Origin of the sequence: Paraburkholderia sp. USG1 (assembly GCF_031570135.1) — a bacterium.
In the GTDB taxonomy this organism is placed as follows: domain Bacteria; phylum Pseudomonadota; class Gammaproteobacteria; order Burkholderiales; family Burkholderiaceae; genus Paraburkholderia; species Paraburkholderia dioscoreae.
The window spans coordinates 137904-163717 of the sequence record NZ_JAMWXW010000016.1; the positions used below are offsets into that span (position 1 = coordinate 137904).

The window sequence follows — 25814 nt, forward strand, 5'->3', positions numbered from 1 at the left end:
GGCAAGCACGATGACGCCGTCAGCACTGGCCCGGCGCCAAATCCATCGAGTATCCTGAGCTAGCGGAATGGCGGACGACTAAAAAACTCCGAAATGGAGTGCCTCGGGTACACACTTTGCATCCCCAAGTAGAAACCCAAGGCACGCCGGCTCAACCGGAAAAACAGGAGTCCCTCAATTGGTAGAATTTCCGTCTTCGGCGGTATCGACCTGGGGCGGCGCGGTCGTGTTCCTCAACGTCCTGTTGACGCGCCTCGGCGTGCCGATCCCCGCAGTGCCCATGCTGCTCTTCGCGGGCTCCGCGATCGCCGCCGGCACGCTGTCCTTCTGGCCGATCCTCGGCGCCGCCGTGCTCGGCGCGCTGATCGGCGACGGCGCCTGGTTTACAGCCGGCCGCCTGTACGGCCGCAAGCTGATCGCCGCGTTGAGCCGGCTCTCGCCGGCCATCGATCCCAAAGTAGACAAGGCGCGCTCGCTATTCGAGCGCTTCGGCGTGCCGCTCGTGTCGATCTCGAAGTTCGTTCCCGGACTCGCGCTCATCACCCCGCCGCTGATGGGCACGACCGCCGTGGATGCCCGCATCTACGCGGTCTGGGATCTGGCCGGCGCCCTCGCATGGGGCAGCTTCTGGCTGCTTGGCGGCGCGGCCGCAGAGCGGCAGTTGCATATGCTGCTCGAGTTCGTCAAAGCGCGGGGCGGCACGGTCATCGACATTCTGCTGGCGGCCGCTCTGGTTTATCTCGCCTTCCGTTTGCAGCAACGGCGCCGCGAGCGCCGCCGTTTCGCGGATGCCGCCGCCGTTGCAGCAGCCGAGGCCGGCGGCGGTGGACGGCGCCGCATCGCGCCGCCCAAGGTGCTCGACGCCCGCCCGCAAACGCCTTCGCTCGAAGCACCGCGCCGCATTCCGGGCGCGCTTGCGCTCGATCCGCACTCGCCGGAGCAGATCGACGGCGCCCTGCGGGCGCACGACACGGTGATCTATTGCATTTGCCCGGACAGCGCGACCGCGGTCGACATCACGCAACGCATGCGGCACAACGGCTATACGAGAATTCGCGCGCTGCGGGGTGGCCTCGATGCCTGGCAGCGGCGCGGCTTTCCGGTCGAACCGCTTGCACCGGCCGACGAACTGACCACCGGCAAACGTGCGCCGCAACCGTGCGGCGAAGCGCGCGGGGCGATCACGCTGCGCGGCTTCGCCCCGCGCAGCAGCCAAAGCACCTGAACCACACCATTCGCGTTCCAGCCGGAGCCGCCACCTACGACGGCGAGTCCTGCGGCATGGGACGCTCCGCCAACGTGTCCGAACTGACGCGATTGCGTCCGGCCGCCTTCGCGACGTAAAGCTGCCGATCTGCCGCGGCCAGCAAATCGAGCGCATTGGCGCCCCCGGCCGGTACACAGGTCGCGCAACCCACGCTCACCGTGACCGTAGCCGACTCGCCGCCACTGTGGATGACGTCCTGCCCTTGCACCTTGCGGCGAATCTTGTCCGCCACCTTGAGCGCGCCCTCGGCCGAGGTGTCCGGCAAGATCACGGCGAACTCCTCGCCGCCGTACCGCGCCACCACGTCGACCCAACGGCGCACCGCCGCCGAAATGCATTCGGCCACCGCGACCAGGGCCTCGTCGCCGCTCGCATGGCCGTGGGCGTCGTTGAATTGCTTGAAGTGATCGATGTCAATGAACAACGCCGACAGCGGTTGCCCACTGCGCCGCGCGCGCCGCCACTCTTCGTCGAGCCGGGTATCGAGCACGCGGCGGTTGCCGAGTCCGGTGAGCGGGTCGGTCGCGGCAAGACGCACCAGCGCCGCCTGCGCGCGCAGCTTGTCGCGCAACGCCAGCGACAACAGCCACGAAATCACCACGAATACCGCGCCGAACGTGAGCGTCAGCGCGGCGGTAATCCGGCTGCGGTGCCGCCACGGCGCCAGTACTTCGTCCACGGAAGGCGCGACCACGGCGATCAGCGGCGTGCGCGGCACGCGCGCGTAGGTGTACATGCGCCGCACGCCGTCCACGGCCGAATTCGCCACATACGTGCCCGCGTTATGCGCGGCCATGATCTGGAAGGTGGGCGACTTCGCGATGCTCGAGCCGATATCGCGCGGGGAAAACGGCTTACGCGCCAGCAGGGTGCCGTCGTCCATCACGATGAACACCGATCCTAGCCGGCCCGTATCGATCCGATCCAGCAGGTGCTGAAAATATTCGATGCGAATAGCCAGCAGCGCAACGCCGTCGAAGCTACCGTCGATTTCGTCGATGCGCCGCGTGAGACCGATGGAGAGTTTGCCGTCGCGCAGCCGCGAATGGAACGGGTGAGAGAAATACAGGCCCACGGCCGGGCTGCGTTGATGGACCAGGAAATAGTCGCGGTCCGCGAGGCTGACCGCGGTATTGACGTCGCTGTTCTGCGAGGCGACGACCCGACCCTCGCGGTCGATCACATAGGCACCGCCCAGGTACGCCGCGGTTGTCGCGCGGTCGAACAGCACCGCGCGCTGCACGTCGGCGGGCAACTTCCACGAGGCCGGGTTGCTCGCCCCGTCGGCCATTGCCTGCAAGGACAGGTCGTAGATTTCCACGTTGCGTTCGAGCTCCGTGGAAATGATCGCGACGAGGTTTCCCGACGTCTCACGCGCGTGATCGAGCGCATCGGCCCGGCCGCTGCTGAGCGTGAGCAGCGTCAAGCCTGCCATCGACACCGCGACCAGCGTGCCGGCCACGCCGACAAAAAACGGCTGGTTGCCCACGTATCGCGACACGCCGGCGCCATAGCCGCGTAATTTCTTGTGCAAGCGCCGGCGCAGCGAAAGCGTTTGATGTACCACGTGCGCTTCGCCTCCTTCGCAGTTGATCCGCATGCCTCCCGCTTATGCGGATGCGCAGCCAATGTTGTTATTCGGATGCCAGTTGTGCCGTTTGGTTCGCGCATGCGTACGAGACGCGCGCTGCATCACAGTTTGCGCAGCAGTCCCGCCGCCGCGCGCATCCGCCGTTTGCGCTCTTTCCTGAGCCCCTGGAGCGCCGCGTCGGTATCGCCGACGCCAGCGCCAGCGAGCAGGGCAATATTGTCCCGCAGCAACATCTCGCTCGCGACCACGTCGTTCAGCGTACCGAATCGTTTCTGGATCTGTTTCAAACGTTTGAGGGTACGTTTGCGCCCGCCGCTCAGGACGGGTTCGAAAAACTCGAGCAGATAGCGCAGCTTCTTTCCCGCCTTCCTGACATTGTGAAAGGCCGCGTAGTTGGATCGCTTCGCACGACGCGCGCGTTTCATCCGCTTCTTCAATGAACGCTCCGAAGCCGCCACACGCCGAGTGGCGAACTTGCGCAGCGGCATGCGCTCATGGGCGGTATTCAGCTCTTTGGACGCACTGGTCAAGGCTTCGCGTAGCAAGTGTTTGACGTCCGCGTTCGAGAGCGTTTCGCGGCTCGTTGCCAGCGCGCCAACGCGAGCATCCTGCAGTTTCGGCACCATGTCGCGCGCGCCGTTGCCTTCTTTCGTCAGCAATTCGATCAGGATGTCCCAGTCGCGCGTTTTGCCGGCAGCTGTGGCCAGATACTTATAAAGGTCACGTTGACGCGTATTCTGGCCTTTATCCAGCAACGGCTCGAACGCCCACCACAGGGAACGCAAACGCCGCAGCGAGACGCGCAGTTTGTGCAGCGCTTCCGGCGACGCATCTTCGCGCACCGCATTCGCGTATTCGATCGCGTCGTCGACGAGAGGCGCCGCATAGGATGCGAAAGCCGTTTGCGCAGAAGGCGCAGCAGCGGATGGATCGCTGTTGACGGGCAATTTATCGGCTTTGCGGCTCTCACGTTTCATTGAAGATCCCTGGATACACCGTCCTGACAGCCTAGCAAAAAAAGGACCTAACGGGTATGCGCTCCGCAATTCATGGCCAGCACGCCGTGCAGCGACTATCTTTGACACATGCGACGATGACCTGCGGCGAACCGGCATCGCGATCCACGTCGGCGCCGTCAGCAAACGAAACTACTGTCAGGAGGTTGTATGCGAATACTCATTGTCGGCGCAACGGGCTTGCTCGGCGGCGAAATCGTGAAGCTGCTTGCGCCGGAACACGATATCGTCACCGCAAGCCGCAAAGGTTCCGATCTGCACGTGGATCTGTCGAACAAGCCCAGCATCGAATCGATGTACCAGCAAGCCGGCACGTTCGACGCGGTGATCTGCGCCGCCGGCGCGGCCAAGTTCGCCCCACTCGCTTCGCTCTCCGACGAAGATTTCTCGTTCAGTCTCGCCAACAAGTTGATGGGCCAGGTCAATCTGGTGCGGTGCGGCGCGGCCCATGCGTCGCAAGGCGCATGCTTCACGCTGACGAGCGGCGTGCTCGCGCAACAACCAATGGAAGGCAGCGCGGCCGTCAGTATCGTGAACGCGGGCGTCGAAGCGTTCGCGCGCTCGGCGGCACTCGAATTGCGCGGCAAAGCCCGCGTGAACGTGGTCAGCCCGGGCTGGGTCGCAGAGACGCTCGAGTCGATGGGCCGCGATCCGGCGCAAGGGGTGCCGGCAGCCCTGGTCGCACAAGCCTACAAGCGCAGCCTGGGCGGCAGCGAGAGCGGCGAAGTGATCTCGGCCACGTAACCGTCGGCGCTTCGGCGTTCTTTTCGGCGTTCTTTTCGGACATCTGAGCATCCGGATCGGACAATTTTGCAAACCGTGTTCCGAAGCGGTGCACGGCCAATGGCCGTGCACCTCGGCGCCACGCCCCTGTCATCATTACGACACACAGTCCCCGCAGGATCGGAAGCTCCGCGACAAACTTTGGGGCTCACGCCATGCCGGAACTTTCGTATCCACAATCAGGCACTGCTAGCGGAAAGGGGCGCAATATCGGCCTCATCATCTTTCTCGCGGTGATTCTGGTCGGCGCCGTTTATTGCGCCGTGCACTTACTGGATGATTTACAGCCGGTCCGCGAAAGCTCGGCTCTGCCTTATCTGCTGCTCGGTGTTGCGCTGCTGATCGCGCTGGGTTTCGAATTCGTCAATGGCTTTCACGATACGGCGAACGCGGTCGCGACCGTCATCTACACGCATTCGCTTGCGCCGAACCTGGCCGTGGTGTGGTCAGGCGGATGGAATTTTCTCGGCGTGCTCACGTCGAGCGGCGCCGTCGCCTTCGGCATCCTGCAGTTGCTGCCCGTCGAACTGATCTTGCAGGTAGGCAGCAGCGCCGGTTTCGCGATGGTCTTCGCGTTGCTGATCGCCGCGATCATCTGGAACCTCGGCACCTGGTATTTCGGACTGCCGTCGTCGAGCTCGCACACGCTGATCGGCTCGATTATCGGCGTCGGCTTGATGAATCAGCTGCTGCACGGCGCCAATGGCACGAGCGGCGTGGACTGGAATCAGGCGCTCGGCGTCGGCAAGTCGTTGCTGTTTTCGCCGCTGGTGGGCTTTCTCGCGGCAGGCTTGCTGCTGTTGATCCTGAAAGCCGTGGTGCGCATTCCCGCGCTGTATGCCGAACCGAAGGGCAAGGAGCCGCCGCCCTTCTGGATTCGCAGCCTGCTGATTCTGACCTGCACGGGCGTCTCGTTCGCGCACGGCTCGAACGACGGCCAGAAAGGCATGGGCCTCATCATGCTGATCCTGATCGGCACGGTGCCCACGGCTTACGCGCTGAACAAGGCGGTGACGCCGGCGGAAACGCAGACCTTCCTCGCGGTCGCGCATCAAACCTCGGCGACGCTCGCCAAGTACACCCAGGGCGCCGCACCGTCCGCCAATCCGCGCGCCGACGTCGAGGCCTATGTCCGCACTCACCAGCTAACGCCCGCCACGTTGCCGGCCTTGCAGCAACTGACCGAGATCATTGCCGGCCAGGTGAGCACGTCGGGATCGATGGCTGCCGTGCCGCAGGGTCTCGTCGACAACGTGCGCAACAACATGTACGTGGCCTCCGAAGCGATCCGCCTGATGGAGAAAGCCAAACAACCGGCTTTCTCGGAGGATGACGGCAAGGCGATCGCCAACTTCAAGGCGCAAACGGATCACGCCACCAAGTTCATTCCCACGTGGGTCAAGGTCGCGGTGGCCATTGCGCTCGGTCTCGGCACGATGGTGGGATGGAAGCGCATTGTCGTGACGGTCGGCGAAAAGATCGGCAAGCAGCATCTGACATACGGACAGGGCGCATCGGCTGAAGTGGTGGCGATGCTGACGATCGGCGCCGCCGACATGTACGGCCTGCCGGTCTCCACGACGCACGTGCTTTCGTCGGGCGTGGCGGGCGCGATGGCGGCCAACGGCTCCGGCCTGCAATGGGGCACCGTGCGCAGCCTGATTCTCGCGTGGGTGCTGACGTTGCCGGCTTCCATCGCACTGGCGGCCGGTTTGTACTGGGTATTCCGGGCAGTGTTCTGAATCCGCGCCACGGCCGGTTCCGGAACCGGCCGTGGCGTAAAAAAAGCGCGGCTCGTTTGCGGCCGCGCTTTTTTTCACTGACTCGCACGCAAGCCAGTCAATACACCTCTGGCACGATCATCGACGATGGCACCGGCTGGCGGCTGTATTCGTCGTGGTAAACGCGCGCGGGCAGTTCGATCTGCGAGTGCTCGATCTCGTGATACGGCACCTGGCTCAGCATGTGATGAATGCAGTTCAGGCGCGCGCGTTTCTTGTCGACCGCCTGCACGACCCACCACGGCGCTTCCGGAATATGCGAGCGCTGCAACATCACTTCCTTGGCCTGCGTATAGGCTTCCCAGCGGCGCCGGCTTTCGAGATCCATCGGGCTCAGCTTCCACTGCTTGAGCGGGTCGTGAATACGGTTCTGAAAGCGGATTTCCTGTTCTTCGTCGGTAATCGAAAACCAGTACTTGAGAATCTGCACGCCGCTTCGCGCCAGCATTTTTTCGAATTCCGGCACCGAGCGGAAGAACTCTTCGTACTCTTCGTCGCTGCAAAAATTCATCACACGCTCCACGCCCGCGCGGTTGTACCAGCTGCGATCGAACAGCACCATTTCGCCGCCAGCCGGCAAATGCGACACATAACGCTGGAAATACCATTGCGTGCGTTCGCGATTGTTCGGCGCGGGCAGCGCCGCCACGCGGCATACCCGCGGATTGAGCCGTTGCGTGATGCGTTTGATCGCGCCGCCCTTGCCGGCCGCATCGCGCCCCTCGAAAATGACCACGAGGCGGTGGCCGGTCTGCACGATCCAGTCCTGCAGCTTGACGAGTTCGCCCTGGAGCCGGAACAGCTCGCGGAAGTACATCTTGCGAGCCTCGCGATGCTCAGGCGTGAAACCCTCCGCGCCGTCGATGATGCGGTCGTCGACCTCCATCTCGAGCTCTTCGTCATAGGCGTCGATCAGATCCTCTTCGAAACGGCGCTGCCGCTCTGCCATCAATTCGGCTTCAGGTCTCGGATCCTGCTCTTTCATTGGGACTCTCCTGGCAACGGAAATGGTTAGGCGCACGGCGTGAAGCGCGACGCGGACGCGCTCGATTATCGAAGCGGCAGGTGTCAGCCGTGTTACCGGCACGGTCTGCGCCTTTAGACATTCATGATAGCGAGTTTATGCGGCCACCCGGCGGCCACCCGGCACTACCGCAACGGTTTCGCGAAACTGATTTCGTGGCCGTCCGGATCCGTGATGTGGAAATAGCGCTCGCCCCACGGCGCGTCGGACGGCTCGAACGACGGCTTCAGCCCCGCCGCCAGCGCCTTGCGGTAAAGCGCGTCGACGTCGGATACATAGAGGATCACGCGGCCCCACCAGGCGACCGGCGCTCGCGCGTCCACGATCAGGTTCAGATACGAATCGCCGAAGGCAAACGATGTAAATGCCTCCTGCGGGCCGCCGAACTTTATCGGGAAGCCGAGCGCTTCATAAAACAGCACGGCGCGCGGCATATCATGGGTGGCAAGCGTGATGGCGCTGATCGATTCGATGCGCGGTTCGGTGGGCCCGTTCGCAGAGGCTGGCGTGGCGGGTGAGTTCATGGCGGCTGTCTCCTTGGCATGACGGGCATCTTGTCCAGCAGGGTATAGGCCGCGCGGTCGAACGCGGCGCTTCGAGCCGGGCCGGGCGGGCACGGGCTTCAGAAAGTGTCTCACGGGCCGCGCCGCCGCAACTCGCGCCGCCCACGGCCCTTGAAAACTTTAGCGACGCCCCGCATCTGCGATTCCGTTTATCCGGAGCATCGCCATGGGAAGCCGCCCACGCTTCATCGATGACCTGTCGCGCGCCGCATCCGACGCCCCCGGGCCCGAAATACTCAACCCTTTAGCCGACGACGCCTTGCTCGACGCCTATTCCCGCACCGTGATCGGCGCGCTGGAACGGGTTCAGCAGGCCGTCGCCTTCATTTCCGTCGAACGCCGACTGCCCGGCGCCCCGTCCGGCCACGCACGCGGCACGCGCAGCGGCACCGGCTCGGGCTTTCTGTTCACGCCCGACGGCTACCTGCTGACCAATAGCCACGTCGTGCACGGCGCCACCCATATCGAAGTGACGCTCGCCGACGGCGCGAAATTCGACGCCGATCTGGTTGGTGACGATCCCGGCAGCGATCTGGCCGTCTTGCGGATCGGCTCTCCCGAGCCGTTGCCGCACGTCAAACTCGGCGAGTCCTCGAAGCTGCGCGTCGGGCAGATCGCGATTGCGGTCGGCAATCCGCTCGGCCTCGCGCAAACCGTGACGACAGGCGTGGTCTCGGCGCTCGGCCGCTCGCTGCGTTCGAATTCGGGCCGCATGATCTACGACGTGATCCAGACCGACGCCGCGCTCAATCCCGGCAATTCGGGTGGTCCGCTGATCAATTCGGCGGGCCAGGTGATCGGCGTGAACACCGCGATCATTCCGGGCGCGCAGGCCATCTGCTTTGCCACGGCCATCGACACGGCCAAGTGGGTCATCATGCAGCTCTTCGCGCATGGCCGCGTGCGGCGGGCCTATATCGGCGTGGCGGGGACCACTACGCCGCTGTCGCGCCGCGTGCAGCGCTATTTCGGCTTGAGCTCGCAAAGCGGCGTGCGCGTCATGGAGATCGTCAAAGGCAGCCCGGCCGCGCTCGGCGGCTTGCGTACCGACGATACGATCATCGCGATCGATACGCAGGCCGTGCAGGACGTGGACGGTCTGCAACGCACGCTGGACGCGTCGCGTATCGACAAGCCCGTCGACGTGACGGTACTGCGCGGCGCGCAGCGGCTCGAATTGACGCTGACGCCGGTCGAACAGGCAAGCTGATGTAACGGCAATGGGCGTGCTTCGGGAGCAGAAAAAAGCCTCGCGTTCGGTTGAACGCGAGGCTTTCTGTTTTCTGTTGACAGCGGTCCGGGACGACACGAGAAACACCGCCCGACTCCCGACAAACACGCTTACTGGATCACACGTGTCACACCACGGCCACGCGGATCGGCTGCGGCCTCCGGCGTGTCGCCGTTGACCTTGATCGCCTGAATATCGCCGCTGAAATCCTGCCCCTTCAGCGTGTAGCCCTTGGCTTCGATCTGCCTGGCGAGTTCGCCGTCGATCGGCTTGTACGGTTCCCAGAAAATCGTGTTCGGCGGCAACAGTTGATGATGGAAGCGCATCGCGGCGACAGCCTGCGGCAGCGGCATGTTGTAGTCGTAGACGTTGTTGATCACCTGAAAGATCGACGTGAAGATGCGCGAGCCGCCCGGCGTGCCGATCACGAGCGATACCTTGCCGTCCTTCGTCAGAATGGTCGGGCTCATCGAGGAGAGCGGTCGCTTCTTCGGTTCGATCGAGTTCGCATCGCTGCCCACCACGCCGAACATATTCGCGACGCCCGGCTTCGCGGAGAAGTCGTCCATCTCGTCATTCAGCACGATGCCCGTACGGTCGGCCACCACGCCCGAACCGAAATAGCCGTTGATGGTGTACGTATTCGACACGGCGTTGCCCCACTTGTCGATCACCGAAAAATGCGTGGTTTCCGCTTTCTCCGGCATCGACGTGCCAAGGCCGGCCTGAACGCTCTTCGTGTCCGAAGGCGCATTCGGATTCACTTCGGCGGCGCGCCTGGCAATATAGGCGTCGTCGGTCAACTGGGCGACCGGCACCTTGTAGAAGTCGGGGTCGCCGAGGTACTGCGCGCGATCGGCGAACACGCGCTTTTCTATCTCCGCGATCAAATGCACGTATTGCGCGGAATTCGGCGTGACGTCCTTGAAGTCGGGCGCAAGGTCGGCCTTCATTTTCAGCAGTTGCACGAGACCGATACCACCCGAGCTCGGCGGCGGCGCCGTGTAGACGCGATAGCCGTTCCAGTCCGCCTCGACCGGCTCACGCCAGACTGCTTTGTACTGCTGCAGATCGGCCTTGGTGATGAGGCCGTGACCGCGCATGGACGCGGCGATCAGATCGGCCGTCTTGCCCTGATAGAAGTCTTTGGCGCCTTGATCGGAAATGCGCTGCAGCACAACCGCAAGATCCGGTTGCCTGAAATTGACGCCCTGCTTCAGATTGCCGAAGTAGGCATCGAAGTTGGTCTTGCCGGCGAAGTCTTTCGCGGCATCGTCGCGGCGTTCCTGCAGTTGCTGGCTGACCTCGAAACCGTCGCGTGCGTAGTGGATGGCCGGTGCGAGCACCTGCTTCCACTTGAGCTTGCCGAAGCGGCGCTGCGCCTGCCACATGCCGTCGACCGTGCCCGGCACGCCCACCGCGCGGTAGCCGAACAGGCTCATGCCTTTAATGACTTCGCCCTTGTCGTCGAGATACATGTTTCTGGTTGCGGCCAGCGGCGCGCGCTCGCGGTAGTCGAGAAAATACGGTTTGCCGTCCACGTAGAGCGTCATGAACCCGCCGCCGCCGATGTTGCCCGCTTCCGGATAGGTCACGGCAAGCGTGAAGGCAATGGCTACGGCTGCGTCGACGGCGTTGCCGCCTTCCTTGAAAATCTGCTCGGCGGCATCGGCGCTGTATTTGTCGGCCACCGCGATCGCGGAAGCGGTGAGTACCGCGGGCTGCGCTTTCGCGGGCGGCTTCGCGAGTGCGGGCGTGGCCTCGAGAAAAGCGCTTGAAACAGAGACGAGTGCGACCAGCGCGAATCCGCTGACCGACGATTTAGCGTTGCGAAACAACTTCATTGCCAATCCCCCAGGACGACTTTCATCTGATAATTACAGGCTCTGTCATGGGCTTATAGCACGTGAACCGCTCGCTTGCGAAGCCGCTACTTGTCGTAGGGTCCATGTTGCGGCACACAAAAAACGCCGGTTCGGCGGCACGGAAATCGCGCTCGAAACACCCGAGACAGGCGTGTTCAGCAAGACGCATGCCGCGCTGCGAAGTGCAGCATGCGCGCTTCACGCGCGGCCGCGGCTGCCGCGCGCAATCTCGTCGCCGGCGCCGTGCGGCAGCCGCGCGGTGACGGGAATCGACATGAACGAGAACAGGCCGACCACGAGAAAAGCCGGCCAGAAGTCCGAGAACACGATAGCGGAATGACCCTGCACGTTATGCGAAATTTGCAGCACGATGCCCGCGATCGTCACACCGAGGCCCAGCGAAATCTGCTGGATCACACTCGCCACGCTCGTCGCACGGCCGACGTCGCGACTCGGAATGTCCGCGTACGCGAGCGTATTCAACGACGTGAACTGAAGCGACGGAAAGACGCCGCCGAACAGCACGACACACCAGATCAGCCAGTGCGGCGTGCCGGGAAAGAACAGACCGTACACGGCAATGGCGAGGCCCGCGCAACCCGCGTTGAACATCAGCACGGTACGGAAACCGAAGCGCTCGAGAATACGCGACGCCGCCGCCTTCATGAAGATCGAGCCGAACGCGGACGCGCAGGTGATCGCTCCCGACTTGAACGCCGTCATGCCGAGGCCTTCCTGCAACGCGAGCGGCAACAGAAACGGCACGGCTCCGAGACCGATACGAAATAGCGAGCCGCCCACCACGCTCGCGTGAAAACTCGGAATGCGCAGCAAGCGCAGATCGAGCACAGGCAATTCGACACGATTCGCGTACAGCACGTATAGCGTCAGTAACACCACGCCGGCCACGCACATGCCGACCGACACCGTGTTCGATACCAACTCGCCGCCCACCAGCGAAAGCCCGAGCATGAATAGCGACGCCCCACTCGCAGACAACGCGAAGCCGGTCCAGTCGAGCCGGCCCGGATGCGCCTCGCGCACATTGGCAATATGCTTGTTCGCCAACCAGATTCCCAGCAGGCCGATCGGAATGTTGACGAAGAAGATCAGACGCCAATGCAGATACGTGGTGATGAAACCGCCCAGCGGCGGCCCGACCACGGGCCCGAGCAAGGCCGGCACGGTCAGATAGTTGACCGCGCGGATGAAGTCGGATTTCGGCACCGAACGGAAAATGATGATGCGGCCCACCGGCACCATCATCGCGCCGCCAATGCCTTGCACGAAGCGCGCAACCACGAAGGTGCCGAGCGACGTGGAGGCCGCGCACATCAGCGAGCCGGCCATGAAAACGCCGATAGCCGTGCGAAACACCGTGCGCGAACCGAAGCGGTCAGCCACCCAGCCGCAGATAGGAATGAAGACGCCGAGGCCGATGACATAGGCCGTCACAGCGAGCTTGAGTGTGATGGGATCCTGGCCGAGATCGCGCGCCAGAACCGGCAGCGACGTCACGATGACCGTGCCGTCCACGTTTTCCATGAACATGGCGCACGCGACGATCAGCGGAACAATGAAAGTGCCTAAAGCAAGAGGCATTGGCAGGACGACGGGCTGCAAGGCCGTCGGCGTAAAGCGTCGATTATGGCATCGCATCGGCAACAGATGTTGTGGCGCGAGGTCATTTCAGACGTGTGCGTACGTGCTGATTGAGCACGTGCAACGAAGCAGCAGGGCACGCGAAGCTGCGGGGGAGAGGCGGAAAAAGCCTGGGCCGGCATTCAGCCGGCCCAGGCTCTGATACGTCAGCGAAGATGCTGCGGCAAGACTTAGCGCGATGCGCTGACCAGCGGCTGCAACTGCGGCAGGATCTCGGTGCTCGCGCGAGCCACGTCGTTCGGGAAGTCGATTTCGATCCAGGGCGCGCCGGTCACGTCGGCGGTATGAAACACCTGGCTGCGCTCCAGCAGCAGGTCGCGCACCGCTTCTTCGTGCGGCATGCTGGCCCGGCCGCTATCCACGTAGCCGGCCACGATCTCCGCGAAGCGTTGCGCGGTTTCCTGACGGAAGCGGAAGAACCCGACCGATTCGCCAATGGTGTCGTACTCGAGATTGACGGCAAGCTGCTTGCGCAGTTCGACCGGCACATCATCTTTCAGACACAGCTTGACCGGCTCGTCGCCGGCTTCGAAATCACGGTCGATCAGCAGGCGGTTGACGGTCTCGCCCGCCACCAGCGCGTTCAGAATGCGCTCGTCGTAGAGCACGTCGGCGTCCATCAACAGCACGTCGCCGCCGCGCGTGAGCGCCTCGGCCACCGTGTGCACCGTCAGCACGCTGCCCAGGTCGTAACGCGTGTTCAGCACCGTTTCCACCTTATGCGGCCAGTTGATGCGCTCCAGTTCCGCCTGCACCGATTCCGGCTGAAAGCCGAGCGCCAGCACGACGTCGGTCACGCCGGCGTTTTCAAGCATTTGCAAATGCCGTTCGAGCAGGCTCATGCCGTCGAACTGCAACAGACACTTCGGGAACTGCGCTTGCGGCGGTTGCTGGAGACGCAGGCCGAGGCCCGCTGCGAGGATGATGGCACGCATGCGCGGTCCTTTGAAAAAATACGGAGTTTAATCGACAGCCGGCACGCGCCCCAAGGCACGGCGCCGTTGCCAGCTTCGTTCGCTGAAGTGCAACACCAGCAGACCCGGCAAGCCTAGCAGGATTTCGCGCGCGCGCTTGGCGAGCGACAACGCCAACGCGGCGTCCGGCGGCAAACCGACCAGTGGCGCGAGCAGCAGATAGCCGCCCTCCTGCACGCCGAGCGAGCCCGGGATCATGAACGCGGCACCGCGAATGGCTTGCCCCAGACTTTCGAGCAACAGTGCGTCGACCCAGTCGACCGGATGCCCGAGAAAGCGCAGCGCGAGCCACACCTCCACCGTGCCGATGATCCAGCCCAAAAGACTCATCACGAAGCTCGCCGCCACGCGGCCGCGTTCGCGGTACATGGCCTGCACGGCGGCGTCGACGGCTTCGGCGCGCGTCATCAACGAAGACCAGTCGCGCTTGCCGAACATCTTCGAGACCACGCCGAGCAACCGGCCGAACAGACCGCGCCGCTGCGCATAGTAAAACCCGACGATCATCGCGCCCAGCACGCCGGTGGCGATCAGCGTGGCGGTTTGCAGGTCGTGCAGCCCGCCGTGCGCGGCGTAAGCGCCGAACAGCAGCAGGCCGCCCAGTGCGAAGACGATTTGCGCAAGCGCCTGCGCGGTCGTGCTGACCGTGATCGCGGCGGCGGCGTCGCGCAGGCGCATGCCGCGCTGGGACAATTGCCGCACCATGACCACCGGCCCGCCGATCTGGCCGGCCGGCAACAGACTATTCACGGATTCACCGATCCAGCGCGAGAACAGCGCGTCGCGCAACGACAGATCGTGATGCACACCGTCACGACGGTGCCGGAACAGTACTGAGATCGCACCGGCGTCGACCATGAGCGGCACGAGGTGGAACGCGGCGACGAGCGCGAGTCCCCAGCCTGCCGTAAGCAGTGTCGAAGCCACCGAGCCGAAACCCTGCCACGCGAGCAGGCCGACAAACAGCGCCGTCCCGATCGACAGCAGTATCAGGGCCGCGCGGTTCATGCGTGGTCCTTCCCGCGCCGGGTCATCTGACGGAACACCTGGCGGAAGCCGAAGTACGCAATCGCGTCCTTCATGTTCGAGATGAAACGACGCCACGGCCGCATGTTGGGGTCCGTCACATACTCGAAAGTGAGCGACACGCGCATTTCGCTCGCACCGGCCGGCGTGATGCGATGGCGCAGCTTGTCGCCGTCGAAGAACACGAGGCCGCCCGGCGGAATCTGCACGGAGCCCGGTTGATCCGCGACATCGGGATTGCGCGTGTGCAGTTCGTAGTCGAGCCGGCACGACGATTCGTCGATCACGCCGAGCAGCAGCGTGTAGCGGCGGCCGTCATAGTACGAAGTATCGTAGTGCCAGCCGATGTGGTCGCCCGGCCGCGTGTAATAGTACAGCGCGTACGCGTGCGGATCGTCGGCGGGCGAGAGCTGCAGCTTGTCGCCGCTCAGTTGTTCCAGCCAGCCGATCAGTTCCTTCGAGCGGTACAGCTCGGCGATGAACGGCGCGAGGCGGTCGATCGTATGGCGGCTGACGCTGCCGCCCTGCTTATGACCCGGCAGATAGTTGCGGTTCACTTCCTCGAGCAGCGAACGCGCGCTGTGGACGAGCTGCGCCGTGACTTCGGGCGCGAGGAAGTCTTCCAGATAAAGAAACGCGTCCTGTTCGGCGAAATCCTTGCGCAGACGCGGGTTGTCGAACCCGCGCGTGCGGCTCGCGATCGCGCGGTCGGCATTCGGCGCGGGCGGGGCGGCGGGCGAGCCGGCTGCGGAAACTGGCGCGATCACGTCGTCTTCGGCGTGCATACTCATTCGCTGGCCCAAATCTGGCTGGTTTCGGAGGCCTTGGCGGCATCGGGCGCAGGCCGGGCGGCGCGGCGTGCCACGCGCCAATGATCGATCACCACCCAGACGGCGAATAGCGGCGCGCCGATCGACGCGACCACGACGAAGGGCATGACGACGCTCGTCAGCGTGACGATGGGCAGCAGATACAGCACGTCTTCGGTTTCGAAGCCACCGACGGACGCCTGCTTCGTGCCCGCCTTGCCGGCCATTTCCTCGATGCGCATGCGCAGGAAGAAGATCAGCGCGATTGCCACGCCGGCCACGGCACCGAGCACGCCCGGCGCAACTTTCAATCCGCCGACGTGCGCGGCGCCCACACCGATGCCCATGCCGACGAACAGCATCACGGTCACGAGCGCGTCGCAGGCGAGGTCGTAAAAATGACCGATCCGGCTCGACTTTCCGCCGATGCGCGCGAGCTCGCCGTCCGTATGGTCGACAAAATTCGACAGCACGATCAGAAAAGCGCCGGCATTGGCCCAGGCAAATTCGCCGTGAGCAAGGCACAGGGCGCCTGCCAGCCCGATCAGCAGGCGCAGCGTGGTCAGATGGTTCGGCGTGACCCACGTGTTCACGAGCGGAGTCACGAGCCGGCGAGCGAGCCGCGCGTCCCATGTTCTGGGCGGCGGAACGTTAATTGGAGTTGAGGGTCGCGAATTCATAACCCGGAAATATATACGGGATCGAAAAAGATTGCTTTCTTCCGGCACGTTTCTTTTCGCTTCGTTTGTTGCCGATAGGTGTCGGCTGCACAGCAAGATTTGCCGAATCGCGATAAAGTGCCAACCAGTTGCGCCTGCCGCGCGGGAACATTTCGATGCGCAAGGTCTTTCCGGGTCTCGATCTCGCGCCCGCCCGTTGCGAACACACTACAACGAGTCGGGCCGCCGTCCACGCTTATGAAACGCTTTTTTTTAACTGTTCTGCTTGCTCTTGGCGCCGCCGCACTGCCAATCACCAGTTACGCCGCCGCGCTCGACGCGCCGCTCGCCTGCAATGAAAGCGGTCATCAGTTCATTGCCGACCTCGCGCAGCAACAATTGATCGATCCAAAGCCCACGCGCGTGGAGAGCAACTCGATCAACGCCTTCTCGCCCATGCCCGGCGCGGATTTGACGGCATACGGCTTTCACGTGTTCGCGGTGGTCGGTTACGAAAAAGACGACCCGATGTTCCGGGTCGGCGATGGCGAGCCGGTCGCCAGTTCGGCCTATGGCGTCGTGGTGGTCGGCAGCGAGGCGAAGGTGCAGAAAGCCATTGCCGGCTCTGGCAGCACGGCGATCGTGCATCGGGTTGCGCCGCTGATTACCGCGATTTTCTGCAAGCGGAATTGAGGCGCCCCGTCCAAAACACGAGGTCACGTGCATGCAGGGCCGAGCCCGGCCGCTGCCTGCCCCTTACAGCTTGATCCCCGCCGGATCCGCCGTCAGATACCCCACCGTCGCCCCGAAGCGGTCTTTATAGTTCGCTCGCACGAGCGGATCGAGCGTCGATTTGATTTTGTCGTGCAACGGACTTTCCCAGTCGCCGACGTGCTGGAAGTTGCTCATCACGTAAGTCCAGCCGTTGATTTCGTCGACGGCATGCAGGCCGGTCGACTCGGCGCCCGCCGGGCACGAGAGCACCCGCGAGAGCGTTTTCGTATCGACGTTGTACGCCCACAGGAAATTGTTCACGTGCATGCCGCTGTCCTCGCCGATAAAGAGCGTGCGCAGCTTCTCCGAGAACTTGAGGTTGTCCGGGTTCGCAATGCGCTCCGGATTCGCCGTGTTGCCGAGCGCGTCGGGTGCCGACAGGTCCTCGCCGACCAGTGCCGCGGGCGCGGCCATGTCCACCGGCACCCATTCGCTGTTGATCGCGCCGCCGCTACGGTCGCGCTGACCGCCCTTCATGTTCAGCGCGTAGACCGCGCCGGCGTTGATCGTCTTGTCGACGGCCACGTCGGTGGAAGCGGCATTGCCGCGCACCATCGACTTCTCGATCCGCGACATGGCCGAATACAGCACCTTGTCCTTGATATTGACCGTCGTGCCTTCGAGCTTCGTAAAACCCATGCTGCCGCCGGCCAGCGCCGCATAGCGATGAGTTTCGAGGAAGGTCGCGGCCTGCGTCATGCCGGACTTGACGCGTACCCAGTTGAACGTGCCGTTGTAATTGATCTTCGTGTAGGTCGGATCGTGCGGATCCGTGGTCGAAACGTCCATGATGTCGCTCGCGCGCAACCGGTCGGCGAGCGTCTCGATTTCGTCGCTGGTCGCGTGGCCCAGGTTGATCCACGACAGTGTTGCCGCGCCCGCGCCGCTTGCGGACACCTGTGTCCACTTCGCCACGTACAGCGTGCCCGACGACAGATCGGCTTCGCGATCCGCAATGAACATGAACAGGCCGCCGTTGGTCGCGTCGTCGCCCATCAGGACGGTGCGCTTGTCCGGCATCACCTGAATCAGCTCGTGCGAGATACGGCCGAGGCAGTAGTGCTTCCTGATCGTTCCGGTGCCGTCCGGATTGACCGTCACCTCCGGCAGATGGCCATAGTGATAGGGGTTCGCGGTGGTTTCGTCGCCGTACAGGCTGCGGCTGAAGCCCTTGAACTGGCTATTGCCGGCGATCGTGGTGGCGTCCGGCTCGTACTCTTCGCTCGACAGATGCGTGTTCCACGGCGACAGGCTCGCGCCGCAGGTAATCCACAAACCATGCGCCTTCGACGTATCGACATTCGAATAGCCCGCCAGCGTGAGCTTGCCGGTGGCCGGATCCTGGTCGAGTGTCAGCACGGCGATCGGCGAAGGCAGTTGGCCGTACATCGACGTCAGACTCTGATCGCGCGTTGCGTATTCGAACTGCACGACGGCGAACACTGCGTTGCCTTTGAGACCCTTCACCGCGGGATTGTCCAGGCGAATCAGCGAGCTGCCGTCCGGGCAATCCGAATAGAACTGCCGCTCCTTGCCCGCCACCGACCTGTCGACGATCGGCTGGTTGTTGATGTCGAAGTAGCCGCCCGCGAGGATCGTTCCGCCTTTGATGTTGGGCACGCTGTCGCCAGTCACGAAGAACGGCTGGTACGCCAGCTTGAACGCGCGGCTGCTGCCGTCGCTCAATTGCACCGTCAAGGTCGAGCCGACCGTGGTCTTCGCCATTGCTGCCGGATCGGCCAGGCTGGGTGCCGCCATGCTGGCGAACGCCGCGGAAACGAAGTTGGCGGCCGGTTTTACCGGCGTCGCCAGATCGTCGCTGCCGCCGCAAGCGGTCAGCATCGAGGCCGTGGCGAGTCCGCCGAGCGGCAGCATCGGTGCGCCCGCGAGTAGTTTCAGGGCCTTGCGGCGGGAAAGGTCGAACGGCTCAGCCATGTTGTCGTGATCCAGTGTTTGGGTAGCGTGGGTGAACGCACAGCCGGCACGCGCTCGGACCCAAACACATGGCTCACGCTCGCGCCGCTATGACGCGAGGATTCTATGAAGTGAATGTGAAAGTATATTGACAGGCTTTGGTAATGTTTTACTCAGCCTTCAGTTAGCAACCCGCTGGCCCGCTCCTGCTGCAAGCAGACGCGATGTCTAACCGGGCCGACGAAACTCGTTCTCGACCCACGCCGTAGCGCTCGCCTTGCTGAGCTTGAAATTGGGCGCCACCTGCACTTGCGCGAGCTGTTCGCCGAATGTGTCGAGCGCGGTCAGCACGGCATACGGCTCGTCTTCGTCGGGAACGATGTCGAGCGTGATGTCGAGTTCGTCGCTGCCATCTGCGCTCGCGACTCGCACTTCTTTATGCAGTTGCGCGCGCAGTTGCTGCTCATGACGGCGCAGCACTTCAGACGCCGTCTTCACCAGCGTGTTGAACGCGGACGTGTCCAGCGGCTTCGGATCTTTCTTGTTGCGACCCATCGTCCACGGTCCGACGAGCGCGGGTTCCGCTTCACCGTCCTTGATCATTTCGACGGCCCAGCCTTCGTCGTCTTCATTCTTGATGACGCGCGCGGTCCAGCCGTCGTCGCGCCACAGCCGTGCCTCGTGCACGATTTCGTCCGGTTCGGACGAGCCTTCCGTCGTGAAATCTTCAGCGGGGTCGGACGATGGAAGGGGTGTATCGGTCATTGCAGGTTCACTCACGTTCGCGGGGGGCGGAAACACTCTCGAGCACGCAATTCTACCCGCCCCGCACGCGGCGAACGCGGCGCCCTGACGAACGGATAAGCCGCGGCGGCGCAATTACCATTGAAATCATCAATGCCGCTATTCGCGGGGAACTTATAGACCAATTAAAAAAACATAAAAAAACGCGGCCCGTGGGCCGCGTATAAAGATGAAAAAGACACCCTTGGTCAAGGGGCGAGACGAATTGTAGAACTGTCATTCGCCGGAATAGACCGCATGAACTGGAAGAGTACATTGCAAAAAATAGAGTGAATCTCAGCGTATCTCTAAATAACGCCAACCCTTGCTGCTAACGGGTTGCGACGCGACGTCGCAGTCAGGCAACATCGTAAGGATTGACAAGGCCGGAATGAATTTATCGCCGCACAGATTTTTTCTTTATTTACCCGCACTTATCCAATTAATGAATGGCCATTACGAATTTGAAAACTAATTGTTGCGCCATTTGCAATTCAAGATAGGAATAACGGGACTACACTTCGCACCGGATCGTCAGGCAGCCGGCGGAATCGGCGGTAAGCACTGGGATGCGATTCTCTACGCACTGTTTCGGAGTTATCTAATCATGAAAAAAACCCTCATCGCAGCAGGCCTCCTGGGCGCGGTTGCCATCACCGCCCACGCGCAGAGCAGCGTGACGTTGTACGGTACGCTGGACGCCGGCCTCGTGTACTCGAACAACCAGGGCGGCCACAGCAACTGGCAGCAAGGCAGCGGCGTAGCCTCGGACACGTACTTCGGTCTGCGCGGCAATGAAGATCTGGGCGGCGGTCTGCACGCCATCTTCACGTTGGAAAGCGGCTTCAACCTGAACAACGGCAAGTACTCGGAAAGCAACACGATGTTCAATCGTCAGGCTTTCGTCGGTCTGCAGAGCGACAAGTACGGCGCGCTGACGCTCGGCCGTCAATACGACTCCGTGGTCGACTACCTGGCACCGCTGTCCGCAGCAGGCGCGGGTTACGGCAACAACCTCGCGGCTCACCCGCTCGATAACGACAATCTGGACAATTCGTTCTCGATCAAGAACGCAGTGAAGTACACCAGCGCCAATTACGCGGGCCTCAAGTTCGGCGGCCTGTACGGCTTCAGCAACTCGGCCGGCGACTTCTCGAACAATCGCGCATGGAGCGTCGGTGCTTCATATGAGAACGGTCCGTTGAACGTTGCCGCGGCTTACCTGCAACTGAACAAGTCGGGCAGCTCGAACCTGAGCGGCGCGGTATCGCAAGGCGACGGGACCGCAGCAGTCGCAGCCGATCTGCAACGCACGTTCGGCGCGGGCATCAACTATACGTACGGCCCGGCAACGGTCGGCTTCGTCTACACGCACACGCAACTGGACGGCATCAGCGGCGTGGACGTCGGCGGCACGACCTTGCCTGGCGTTGCAGGCACCAACCTGCATCTCGACAACTACGAAGTGAACGGCCGCTATGCACTGACGCCAGCACTGAGCCTCGCGGCATCGTACACCTTCACGGACGGCAAGATGTCAGGTTCCAACGGTTCGGGCGATCCGAAGTGGCATACGGTCTCGCTGCAAGGCGACTACTCGCTGAGCAAGCGTACCGACGTGTACGTGGAAGGCGTGTACCAGCATGCATCGGGCGAACTCGGCAACTTCGGCTCGAACGTCGCGGCGATCAACACGCTGGCGCCTTCGTCGACCGGCAATCAGATCGCGGCGGCAGTCGGCCTGCGTCACCGCTTCTAAGCGTCTCAGGTGGCACGTGCGGAGCGAATGTATCGATTCGCTCCGCAGTCAACCCGCGCGTGACACGATCACGCCGCGGGTTTTTTCATGGCCTTACGTTTGGACACAATGCAGGCGCCCGCGGATAGTGACGGCGCACACAGCCGGTGGGTATACTGGCCCCGGCTGCCTTCCTTGCCGCAATGCCAGCATGTCGTCGCGGTTGAACGGCGGCTTCGTCGCGAAGCATGACGTCGCGCTGAATCGCGTTGCGCTTCGCCCGCGCCCCAAGTTCCCGCATACGACCGGGGACGCCGACGACCGGACCATGAAAAGACTTCTCCTGCTTGCCCCCGCTGCTGCCGCGCTTGCTGCTCTCTCCGGCTGCGGTTCTTCCAGCGGCCCCGCCCGCAATGCGTCCCTGCCGATGATGTACGTGTCTTCGCAACGCGCCCCTGCCTATATCGCCGATTGCCTCGAAAGCCGTTTGTCACGCGTGCGCACGTCGCGAGTCGGCGGCGCGACGGAGATCGCTGTCGGCTCGGATTCGAACAACTCGTATTTCGTGACGCTGACGCCCTTGAACGCCGGCTCGGTCATCAAGGTGATGCACCCGGCGAACGCACCGGACGATCCACCGGAGCCGGAAATGCGCTTCGATATTGCACGCTGCGCGACCTGAGCTTCGTCATACGCGCGCATTTTGAGCGCTGGGCCGATACGCGATTTTTTTGACTCGCGTGCCGGCTATTTTTTTATCCGCGCATCTGCGAACATAGCCGCCCTTTGTCTTTCATGCGGCGCTCTCGCCGCGAGTGTCGATGGCATCCAGCAAAGCACATCACGCAACCGGTTTTGCGGCGGGCGTCATCGCGGCGGCGATTGTCGCGCGCATCGGCGGCGGCGGTTCGTTTCATCTCGGCGTGCTGTCGAGTTTCATCGCCGGCGTGGCCGGGAGTACGGCGCCGGACTGGCTCGAAGTGGCGTGGTGGTCGCGGGCGCGGCGGCTGTGGATCACGCATCGCACGCTCACGCACTGGGGCGTGGGATGGCTCGCGTTGCTGGCGGCGTCGTATCACTGGCTGGGGCATTCGGTCTACGCGGCGCCGGCGTTCGGATTCGCCTGCGGCGGCCTGATGCATCTGCTCGCCGATTGGCCGAATCCGCTAGGCGTGCCTTGGGTTGCAGGCCGGCATTCGTTGAATCTCTGGAACAGCGGGCACTGCGATCTGATCGTGGTGGCGGCTTCGTGGGCGGCGGCATGGTTTGTCGGGCAGCACGTCTGGTTGCACGGCGTGCATGGCGTATCCCTGCTGCAGCATTTGAGAAGCGGATAAACGCCACAGCAGTGCTGCCGCGTAGTTCGCGGGCTTCACGCCGTGGACTTCGCCGGGGTCGATCATGATCGCGCCGTTGATCCGCGCTTCGACGAGCCGCGTATTACTGCCGCCCTTCGTCGGTGCGCTCGCCTTCGCGAATCTTGCCTTGCGACACGCTGCTGCCCGGCGGCACGCTATGCGTGAGCCACACGTTGCCGCCGATCACCGAGCCGCGCCCGATCGTCACGCGCCCGAGAATCGTCGCGCCGGCGTAGATCACCACATCGTCCTCGACGATCGGATGGCGCGCGTTGCCCTTGATCAGCGCACCGTCGAGATCCGCGGCGAAACTCTTCGCGCCGAGCGTGACAGCCTGATACACCCGCACGCGCTCGCCGATGATCGCGGTCTCGCCGATCACCACACCCGTGCCGTGGTCGATGAAGAAGCTCGGCCCGATCGTCGCACCCGGGTGGATATCAATGCCGGTTGCCGAGTGCGCGATCTCGTTGATGAAACGCGCCAGCAACGGCACGCCCAGCCGGTGCAGCGCATGCGCGAGCCGATGGTGAGTCATCGCCCACACGCCCGGATAGCAGAGCAGAATTTCAGTAATATGCTGCGCCGCCGGATCGCCGGTGAAAGCCGCCTGAATGTCGCTGACCAGCAGCGCGCGAATGCCTGCCAATTGCTTGCCGAATTCACGCGCGACTTCGAATGCGCGCGCCTGCAGATCCGCATCCGGCGTTTCGCCAAACTCGGGCAGGAAGCGCAGGGCGCGGCGAATCTGTTCGGCGAGCAACCGCAACGTGCTTTCAAGCGTGTGGCCGACGTAGTAATCGACCGTTTCGTCAGTCAGATCAGGTGCGCCGTAGTGCGTGGGAAAGAGCGCCGCGCGCAGGCCGGCAACAATGTTGACTACCGCTTCGCGCGACGGCAGTTCGCGAATCCCGAGCGGATGCCGCGTGCGATGCAACTGTTCACGCGACGCGCGCAGGTCCGCGACGATCTGTTCGAGGCCCCAGTTCTGGGAAGGCACGTTAGGCATAAAAGGACAGCGCCGTGCGATGAGCACGGTTCGAAGTGATTATGCCGAGAGATTACCGCGTTTTGCGGCGGTTCGCGCAGCGCGAGCTCATGTCATACGGGCGATGACATGCAGACACATGCAGACGGCGCTCAGATGGTTACGCTGCTCGCGTCGATCCAGCGCACCGCCCAATCGCGCGCGTGGGCGATGGCGTCCGCTTCTTCAGGAAAGCGCAAGTCGGTGGGGAAGAAACGGTTGGCGACCAGTTCGCCGTCGCTCGAACGGGAGATGACCACATAAGGTTGCCAGGTACCATCTACCGCGCGCGCGGGCGCGCAATTTAACAAATAGCCGCGATGTGTGAATGCAGCATCGAAGTGCATGTGTCACCCGCCCTGACGGCCCCGTGAAATGTTTTGAGTAGCGCGCAACGGGCTGCCGACCATGAAGAAACAGCCGTACCCTGTGTCGTCAATTCAACCGCGCTTTGCTCGTCGGAGTAAGATCATACTCTGTAGAAAATACGCGTCCATTAAAAAAACGAAAAGAATCCCGGACGCAATCGCCAGCGGAATACCCTCTCATGCCACTGCGGCAAAAGCGTGGTGCGACGTAAAGTGACTCAGGGTTTGTGCGGGGCGGAACAGGTTTTGCTGCACGTCACACCATGTCCCCGTCAAAGGAGCACGCATGATGAACAGCGATATCAACAAGCCAGCGGACACTCACGGCCCGAGTTCGACGGAGTTGCACAACGACCGCACGCACGACAGTACCGTCGACACCGACGGCAAGAATCTCGAAGCCGCGCGCATAGCGGGCCACAGCCCGATCTCGCCGGACGAGATCACTACGAGCAATGCGACCCTCACGAACAGCGTGCCCGAGGCGCTTGACGGCATGGCCGGATTCGATAGCCGGGTCGGCGGCAATCATCTGCTGCTCGCGCTCGAGCCGGGCTATACGGTGATCGACAAAGGCATGATCGCACCGCAGGGCGCGTATTCGGCGGACCATCAATTCGACGATCCGCGGCCGGTCGGCAGCCGTCAGGACCGCGGCCGAATTCATTACGCCCTCAATCATCTGCGGCCCACCCGGCTGATCGAATTACGCCGGCTGAAATAGAACATTCACGTCACATCTGCGTTTTGGTCCGCGTTTGAATTTCGATGCGGACCCCCGATTATTCCGTGCGTGACAAAGCGCGTATCGTTTGATTCACGATGCGCGCTTTTACTTTGATTAGAAACTCAGGGTTGCAAGACTCGGGCGTCGGCGAGACTTTTTCCCTCTGACGAGTGCCGGCACAATCGGGCGCACGTCAACCCTCAACGGAGCATCAGATGAAAAAAATCGTCGTGATCGGCGCCACCGGCACGCTGGGCCAGGCGGTGAGCGCCGGGCTGAAGGCGCGTCATGAAGTAATCGAAGTAGGCGCGACACGCGGCCAGTATCACGTCGACAGCACCGACCCCGCGAGCGTCGAGCGGCTGTTTCGCGAGATCGGCAAAGTGGACGGGGTCGTCACCGCAACCGGCAAGGTACATTTCGGTCCGCTGCCCGACATGAGCATCGAACAGTTCTGGGTCGGCCTGCGCGACAAACTGATGGGACAAATCAACGTCGTGCTCGCCGCCCAGCAATACGTGAACGACGGCGGCTCGTTCACGCTGACGAGCGGCATCATCGGCGACGAGCCGATTCTGCAAGGCGCGAGCGCGACCACCGTCAATCTGGCGCTGGAAGGTTTCGTGCGCGGCGCGGCAATTGAATTGCCGCGCGGCATTCGCATCAACGTGGTGAGCCCGACCGTGCTCACCGAAGCGATGGACGCCTATGCGCCCTACTTCCGCGGCTTCGAGCCGGTGACGGCACAGCGTGCGGCAATGGCCTATCTGCGCAGCGTGGAAGGCGCGCAAACTGGCCGGGTGTATCGCGTGGGCTATTGATTGGCGAGGATTCACGCGATGCGGCGGTTGCATCACGCTCTCGGCAGGCTCCA

25 protein-coding genes are annotated in these 25814 nt (G+C 63.0%); 10 read left to right on the forward strand and 15 right to left on the reverse strand.

All coding sequences use genetic code 11. From position 1 onward, the window contains the following. Positions 1-178: 178 nt before the first annotated feature. Entirely contained in the window at positions 179-1225 is a 1047-nt protein-coding gene (locus tag NE850_RS21885; RefSeq protein WP_007178071.1) for a VTT domain-containing protein, read from the forward strand. Between the two features lie 34 nt (positions 1226-1259). On the opposite strand, the gene NE850_RS21890 is transcribed toward NE850_RS21885, so the two are convergent. Together NE850_RS21890 and NE850_RS21895 are read right to left on the reverse strand one after the other, a co-directional pair. Then, positions 1260-2834: a diguanylate cyclase gene (locus NE850_RS21890; protein WP_310699396.1), complete on the reverse strand. Its 1575-nt coding sequence runs from the start codon at positions 2832-2834 to the stop codon at positions 1260-1262. Between the two features lie 125 nt (positions 2835-2959). Next, positions 2960-3835 carry a CHAD domain-containing protein gene (locus NE850_RS21895; protein ID WP_007178073.1) on the reverse strand — a complete coding sequence of 292 codons (876 nt, stop codon included), beginning with the start codon at positions 3833-3835 and terminating at the stop codon, positions 2960-2962. A 189-nt stretch (positions 3836-4024) separates the two neighbouring features. Here NE850_RS21895 and NE850_RS21900 point away from each other — a divergent pair, with 189 nt between their 5' ends. Continuing rightward, positions 4025-4618, forward strand: coding sequence for a short chain dehydrogenase (locus NE850_RS21900; protein WP_007178074.1), 594 nt, complete (start codon positions 4025-4027; stop codon positions 4616-4618). A gap of 194 nt (positions 4619-4812) precedes the next feature. Beyond that, positions 4813-6399: an inorganic phosphate transporter gene (locus NE850_RS21905; RefSeq protein WP_007178075.1), complete on the forward strand. Its 1587-nt coding sequence runs from the start codon at positions 4813-4815 to the stop codon at positions 6397-6399. A 97-nt stretch (positions 6400-6496) separates the two neighbouring features. On the opposite strand, the gene ppk2 is transcribed toward NE850_RS21905, so the two are convergent. Together ppk2 and NE850_RS21915 are read right to left on the reverse strand one after the other, a co-directional pair. Then, the gene (gene ppk2 / locus NE850_RS21910) at positions 6497-7423 is read right to left on the reverse strand and encodes a polyphosphate kinase 2 (RefSeq protein WP_007178076.1); all 927 of its coding nucleotides are present in this window, start codon (positions 7421-7423) and stop codon (positions 6497-6499) included. A gap of 164 nt (positions 7424-7587) precedes the next feature. Further along, positions 7588-7986, reverse strand: a complete 399-nt coding sequence (locus NE850_RS21915; protein WP_007178077.1) for a VOC family protein — start codon at positions 7984-7986, stop codon at positions 7588-7590. Positions 7987-8191: 205 nt separating this feature from the next. Here NE850_RS21915 and NE850_RS21920 point away from each other — a divergent pair, with 205 nt between their 5' ends. Beyond that, entirely contained in the window at positions 8192-9235 is a 1044-nt protein-coding gene (locus tag NE850_RS21920) for a S1C family serine protease (RefSeq protein WP_007178078.1), read from the forward strand. Between the two features lie 131 nt (positions 9236-9366). Here the strand turns inward: NE850_RS21920 and ggt are convergent, their stop codons facing one another. The 7 genes from ggt to NE850_RS21955 all read right to left on the reverse strand — a co-directional run bounded on the left by ggt (position 9367) and on the right by NE850_RS21955 (position 16435). Beyond that, entirely contained in the window at positions 9367-11100 is a 1734-nt protein-coding gene (gene ggt, locus NE850_RS21925; protein WP_007178079.1) for a gamma-glutamyltransferase, read from the reverse strand. Positions 11101-11319: 219 nt separating this feature from the next. Beyond that, a complete protein-coding gene (locus tag NE850_RS21930) occupies positions 11320-12723 on the reverse strand; it encodes an MFS transporter (RefSeq protein WP_165189121.1) in 1404 nt (467 codons plus the stop codon). A gap of 230 nt (positions 12724-12953) precedes the next feature. Next, entirely contained in the window at positions 12954-13718 is a 765-nt protein-coding gene (locus tag NE850_RS21935; protein WP_310699397.1) for a phosphocholine cytidylyltransferase family protein, read from the reverse strand. 27 nt (positions 13719-13745) lie between these two features. After that, the gene (locus tag NE850_RS21940; RefSeq protein WP_007178082.1) at positions 13746-14765 is read right to left on the reverse strand and encodes a lysylphosphatidylglycerol synthase domain-containing protein; all 1020 of its coding nucleotides are present in this window, start codon (positions 14763-14765) and stop codon (positions 13746-13748) included. After that, on the reverse strand, positions 14762-15574 hold the full coding sequence (locus NE850_RS21945) for a hypothetical protein (RefSeq protein WP_007178083.1): 813 nt from the start codon (positions 15572-15574) through the stop codon (positions 14762-14764). Before NE850_RS21945 ends, NE850_RS21940 begins: the two co-directional genes overlap by 4 nt. Then, complete coding sequence (locus NE850_RS21950) at positions 15571-16272, reverse strand: CDP-alcohol phosphatidyltransferase family protein (protein WP_007178084.1); 702 nt, start codon at positions 16270-16272, stop codon at positions 15571-15573. Before NE850_RS21950 ends, NE850_RS21945 begins: the two co-directional genes overlap by 4 nt. Then, a complete protein-coding gene (locus NE850_RS21955; protein WP_165189126.1) occupies positions 16244-16435 on the reverse strand; it encodes a hypothetical protein in 192 nt (63 codons plus the stop codon). Before NE850_RS21955 ends, NE850_RS21950 begins: the two co-directional genes overlap by 29 nt. 74 nt (positions 16436-16509) lie before the next feature. Between NE850_RS21955 and NE850_RS21960 the strand changes: the two genes are divergently transcribed. Beyond that, positions 16510-16944 (forward strand): hypothetical protein, encoded by a 435-nt coding sequence (locus NE850_RS21960; protein ID WP_007178085.1) that lies wholly within the window; start codon positions 16510-16512, stop codon positions 16942-16944. Positions 16945-17007: 63 nt separating this feature from the next. Here NE850_RS21960 and NE850_RS21965 read toward each other — a convergent pair whose 3' ends face one another. Next, positions 17008-18960, reverse strand: a complete 1953-nt coding sequence (locus NE850_RS21965; protein ID WP_007178086.1) for a PhoX family phosphatase — start codon at positions 18958-18960, stop codon at positions 17008-17010. 207 nt (positions 18961-19167) lie between these two features. Next, complete coding sequence (locus tag NE850_RS21970) at positions 19168-19704, reverse strand: hypothetical protein (RefSeq protein WP_007178087.1); 537 nt, start codon at positions 19702-19704, stop codon at positions 19168-19170. Positions 19705-20329: 625 nt separating this feature from the next. On the opposite strand from NE850_RS21970, the gene NE850_RS21975 reads away from it, so the two are divergent. From NE850_RS21975 to NE850_RS21985, 3 genes are all read left to right on the forward strand, one after another. Then, complete coding sequence (locus NE850_RS21975; RefSeq protein ID WP_007178088.1) at positions 20330-21481, forward strand: porin; 1152 nt, start codon at positions 20330-20332, stop codon at positions 21479-21481. Between the two features lie 190 nt (positions 21482-21671). After that, entirely contained in the window at positions 21672-22142 is a 471-nt protein-coding gene (locus NE850_RS21980) for a hypothetical protein (RefSeq protein ID WP_007178089.1), read from the forward strand. A gap of 139 nt (positions 22143-22281) precedes the next feature. After that, entirely contained in the window at positions 22282-22797 is a 516-nt protein-coding gene (locus NE850_RS21985) for a metal-dependent hydrolase (protein WP_007178090.1), read from the forward strand. 103 nt (positions 22798-22900) lie between these two features. Here NE850_RS21985 and epsC read toward each other — a convergent pair whose 3' ends face one another. Together epsC and NE850_RS21995 are read right to left on the reverse strand one after the other, a co-directional pair. Continuing rightward, positions 22901-23827, reverse strand: coding sequence for a serine O-acetyltransferase EpsC (gene epsC / locus NE850_RS21990; protein ID WP_007178091.1), 927 nt, complete (start codon positions 23825-23827; stop codon positions 22901-22903). A gap of 131 nt (positions 23828-23958) precedes the next feature. Then, complete coding sequence (locus tag NE850_RS21995; RefSeq protein WP_007178092.1) at positions 23959-24192, reverse strand: hypothetical protein; 234 nt, start codon at positions 24190-24192, stop codon at positions 23959-23961. Positions 24193-24502: 310 nt separating this feature from the next. On the opposite strand from NE850_RS21995, the gene NE850_RS22000 reads away from it, so the two are divergent. Further along, positions 24503-24937 carry a DUF3005 domain-containing protein gene (locus tag NE850_RS22000; RefSeq protein ID WP_035517362.1) on the forward strand — a complete coding sequence of 145 codons (435 nt, stop codon included), beginning with the start codon at positions 24503-24505 and terminating at the stop codon, positions 24935-24937. A gap of 218 nt (positions 24938-25155) precedes the next feature. Then, positions 25156-25761: a short chain dehydrogenase gene (locus tag NE850_RS22005; RefSeq protein ID WP_007178094.1), complete on the forward strand. Its 606-nt coding sequence runs from the start codon at positions 25156-25158 to the stop codon at positions 25759-25761. Positions 25762-25814 lie beyond the last annotated feature (53 nt).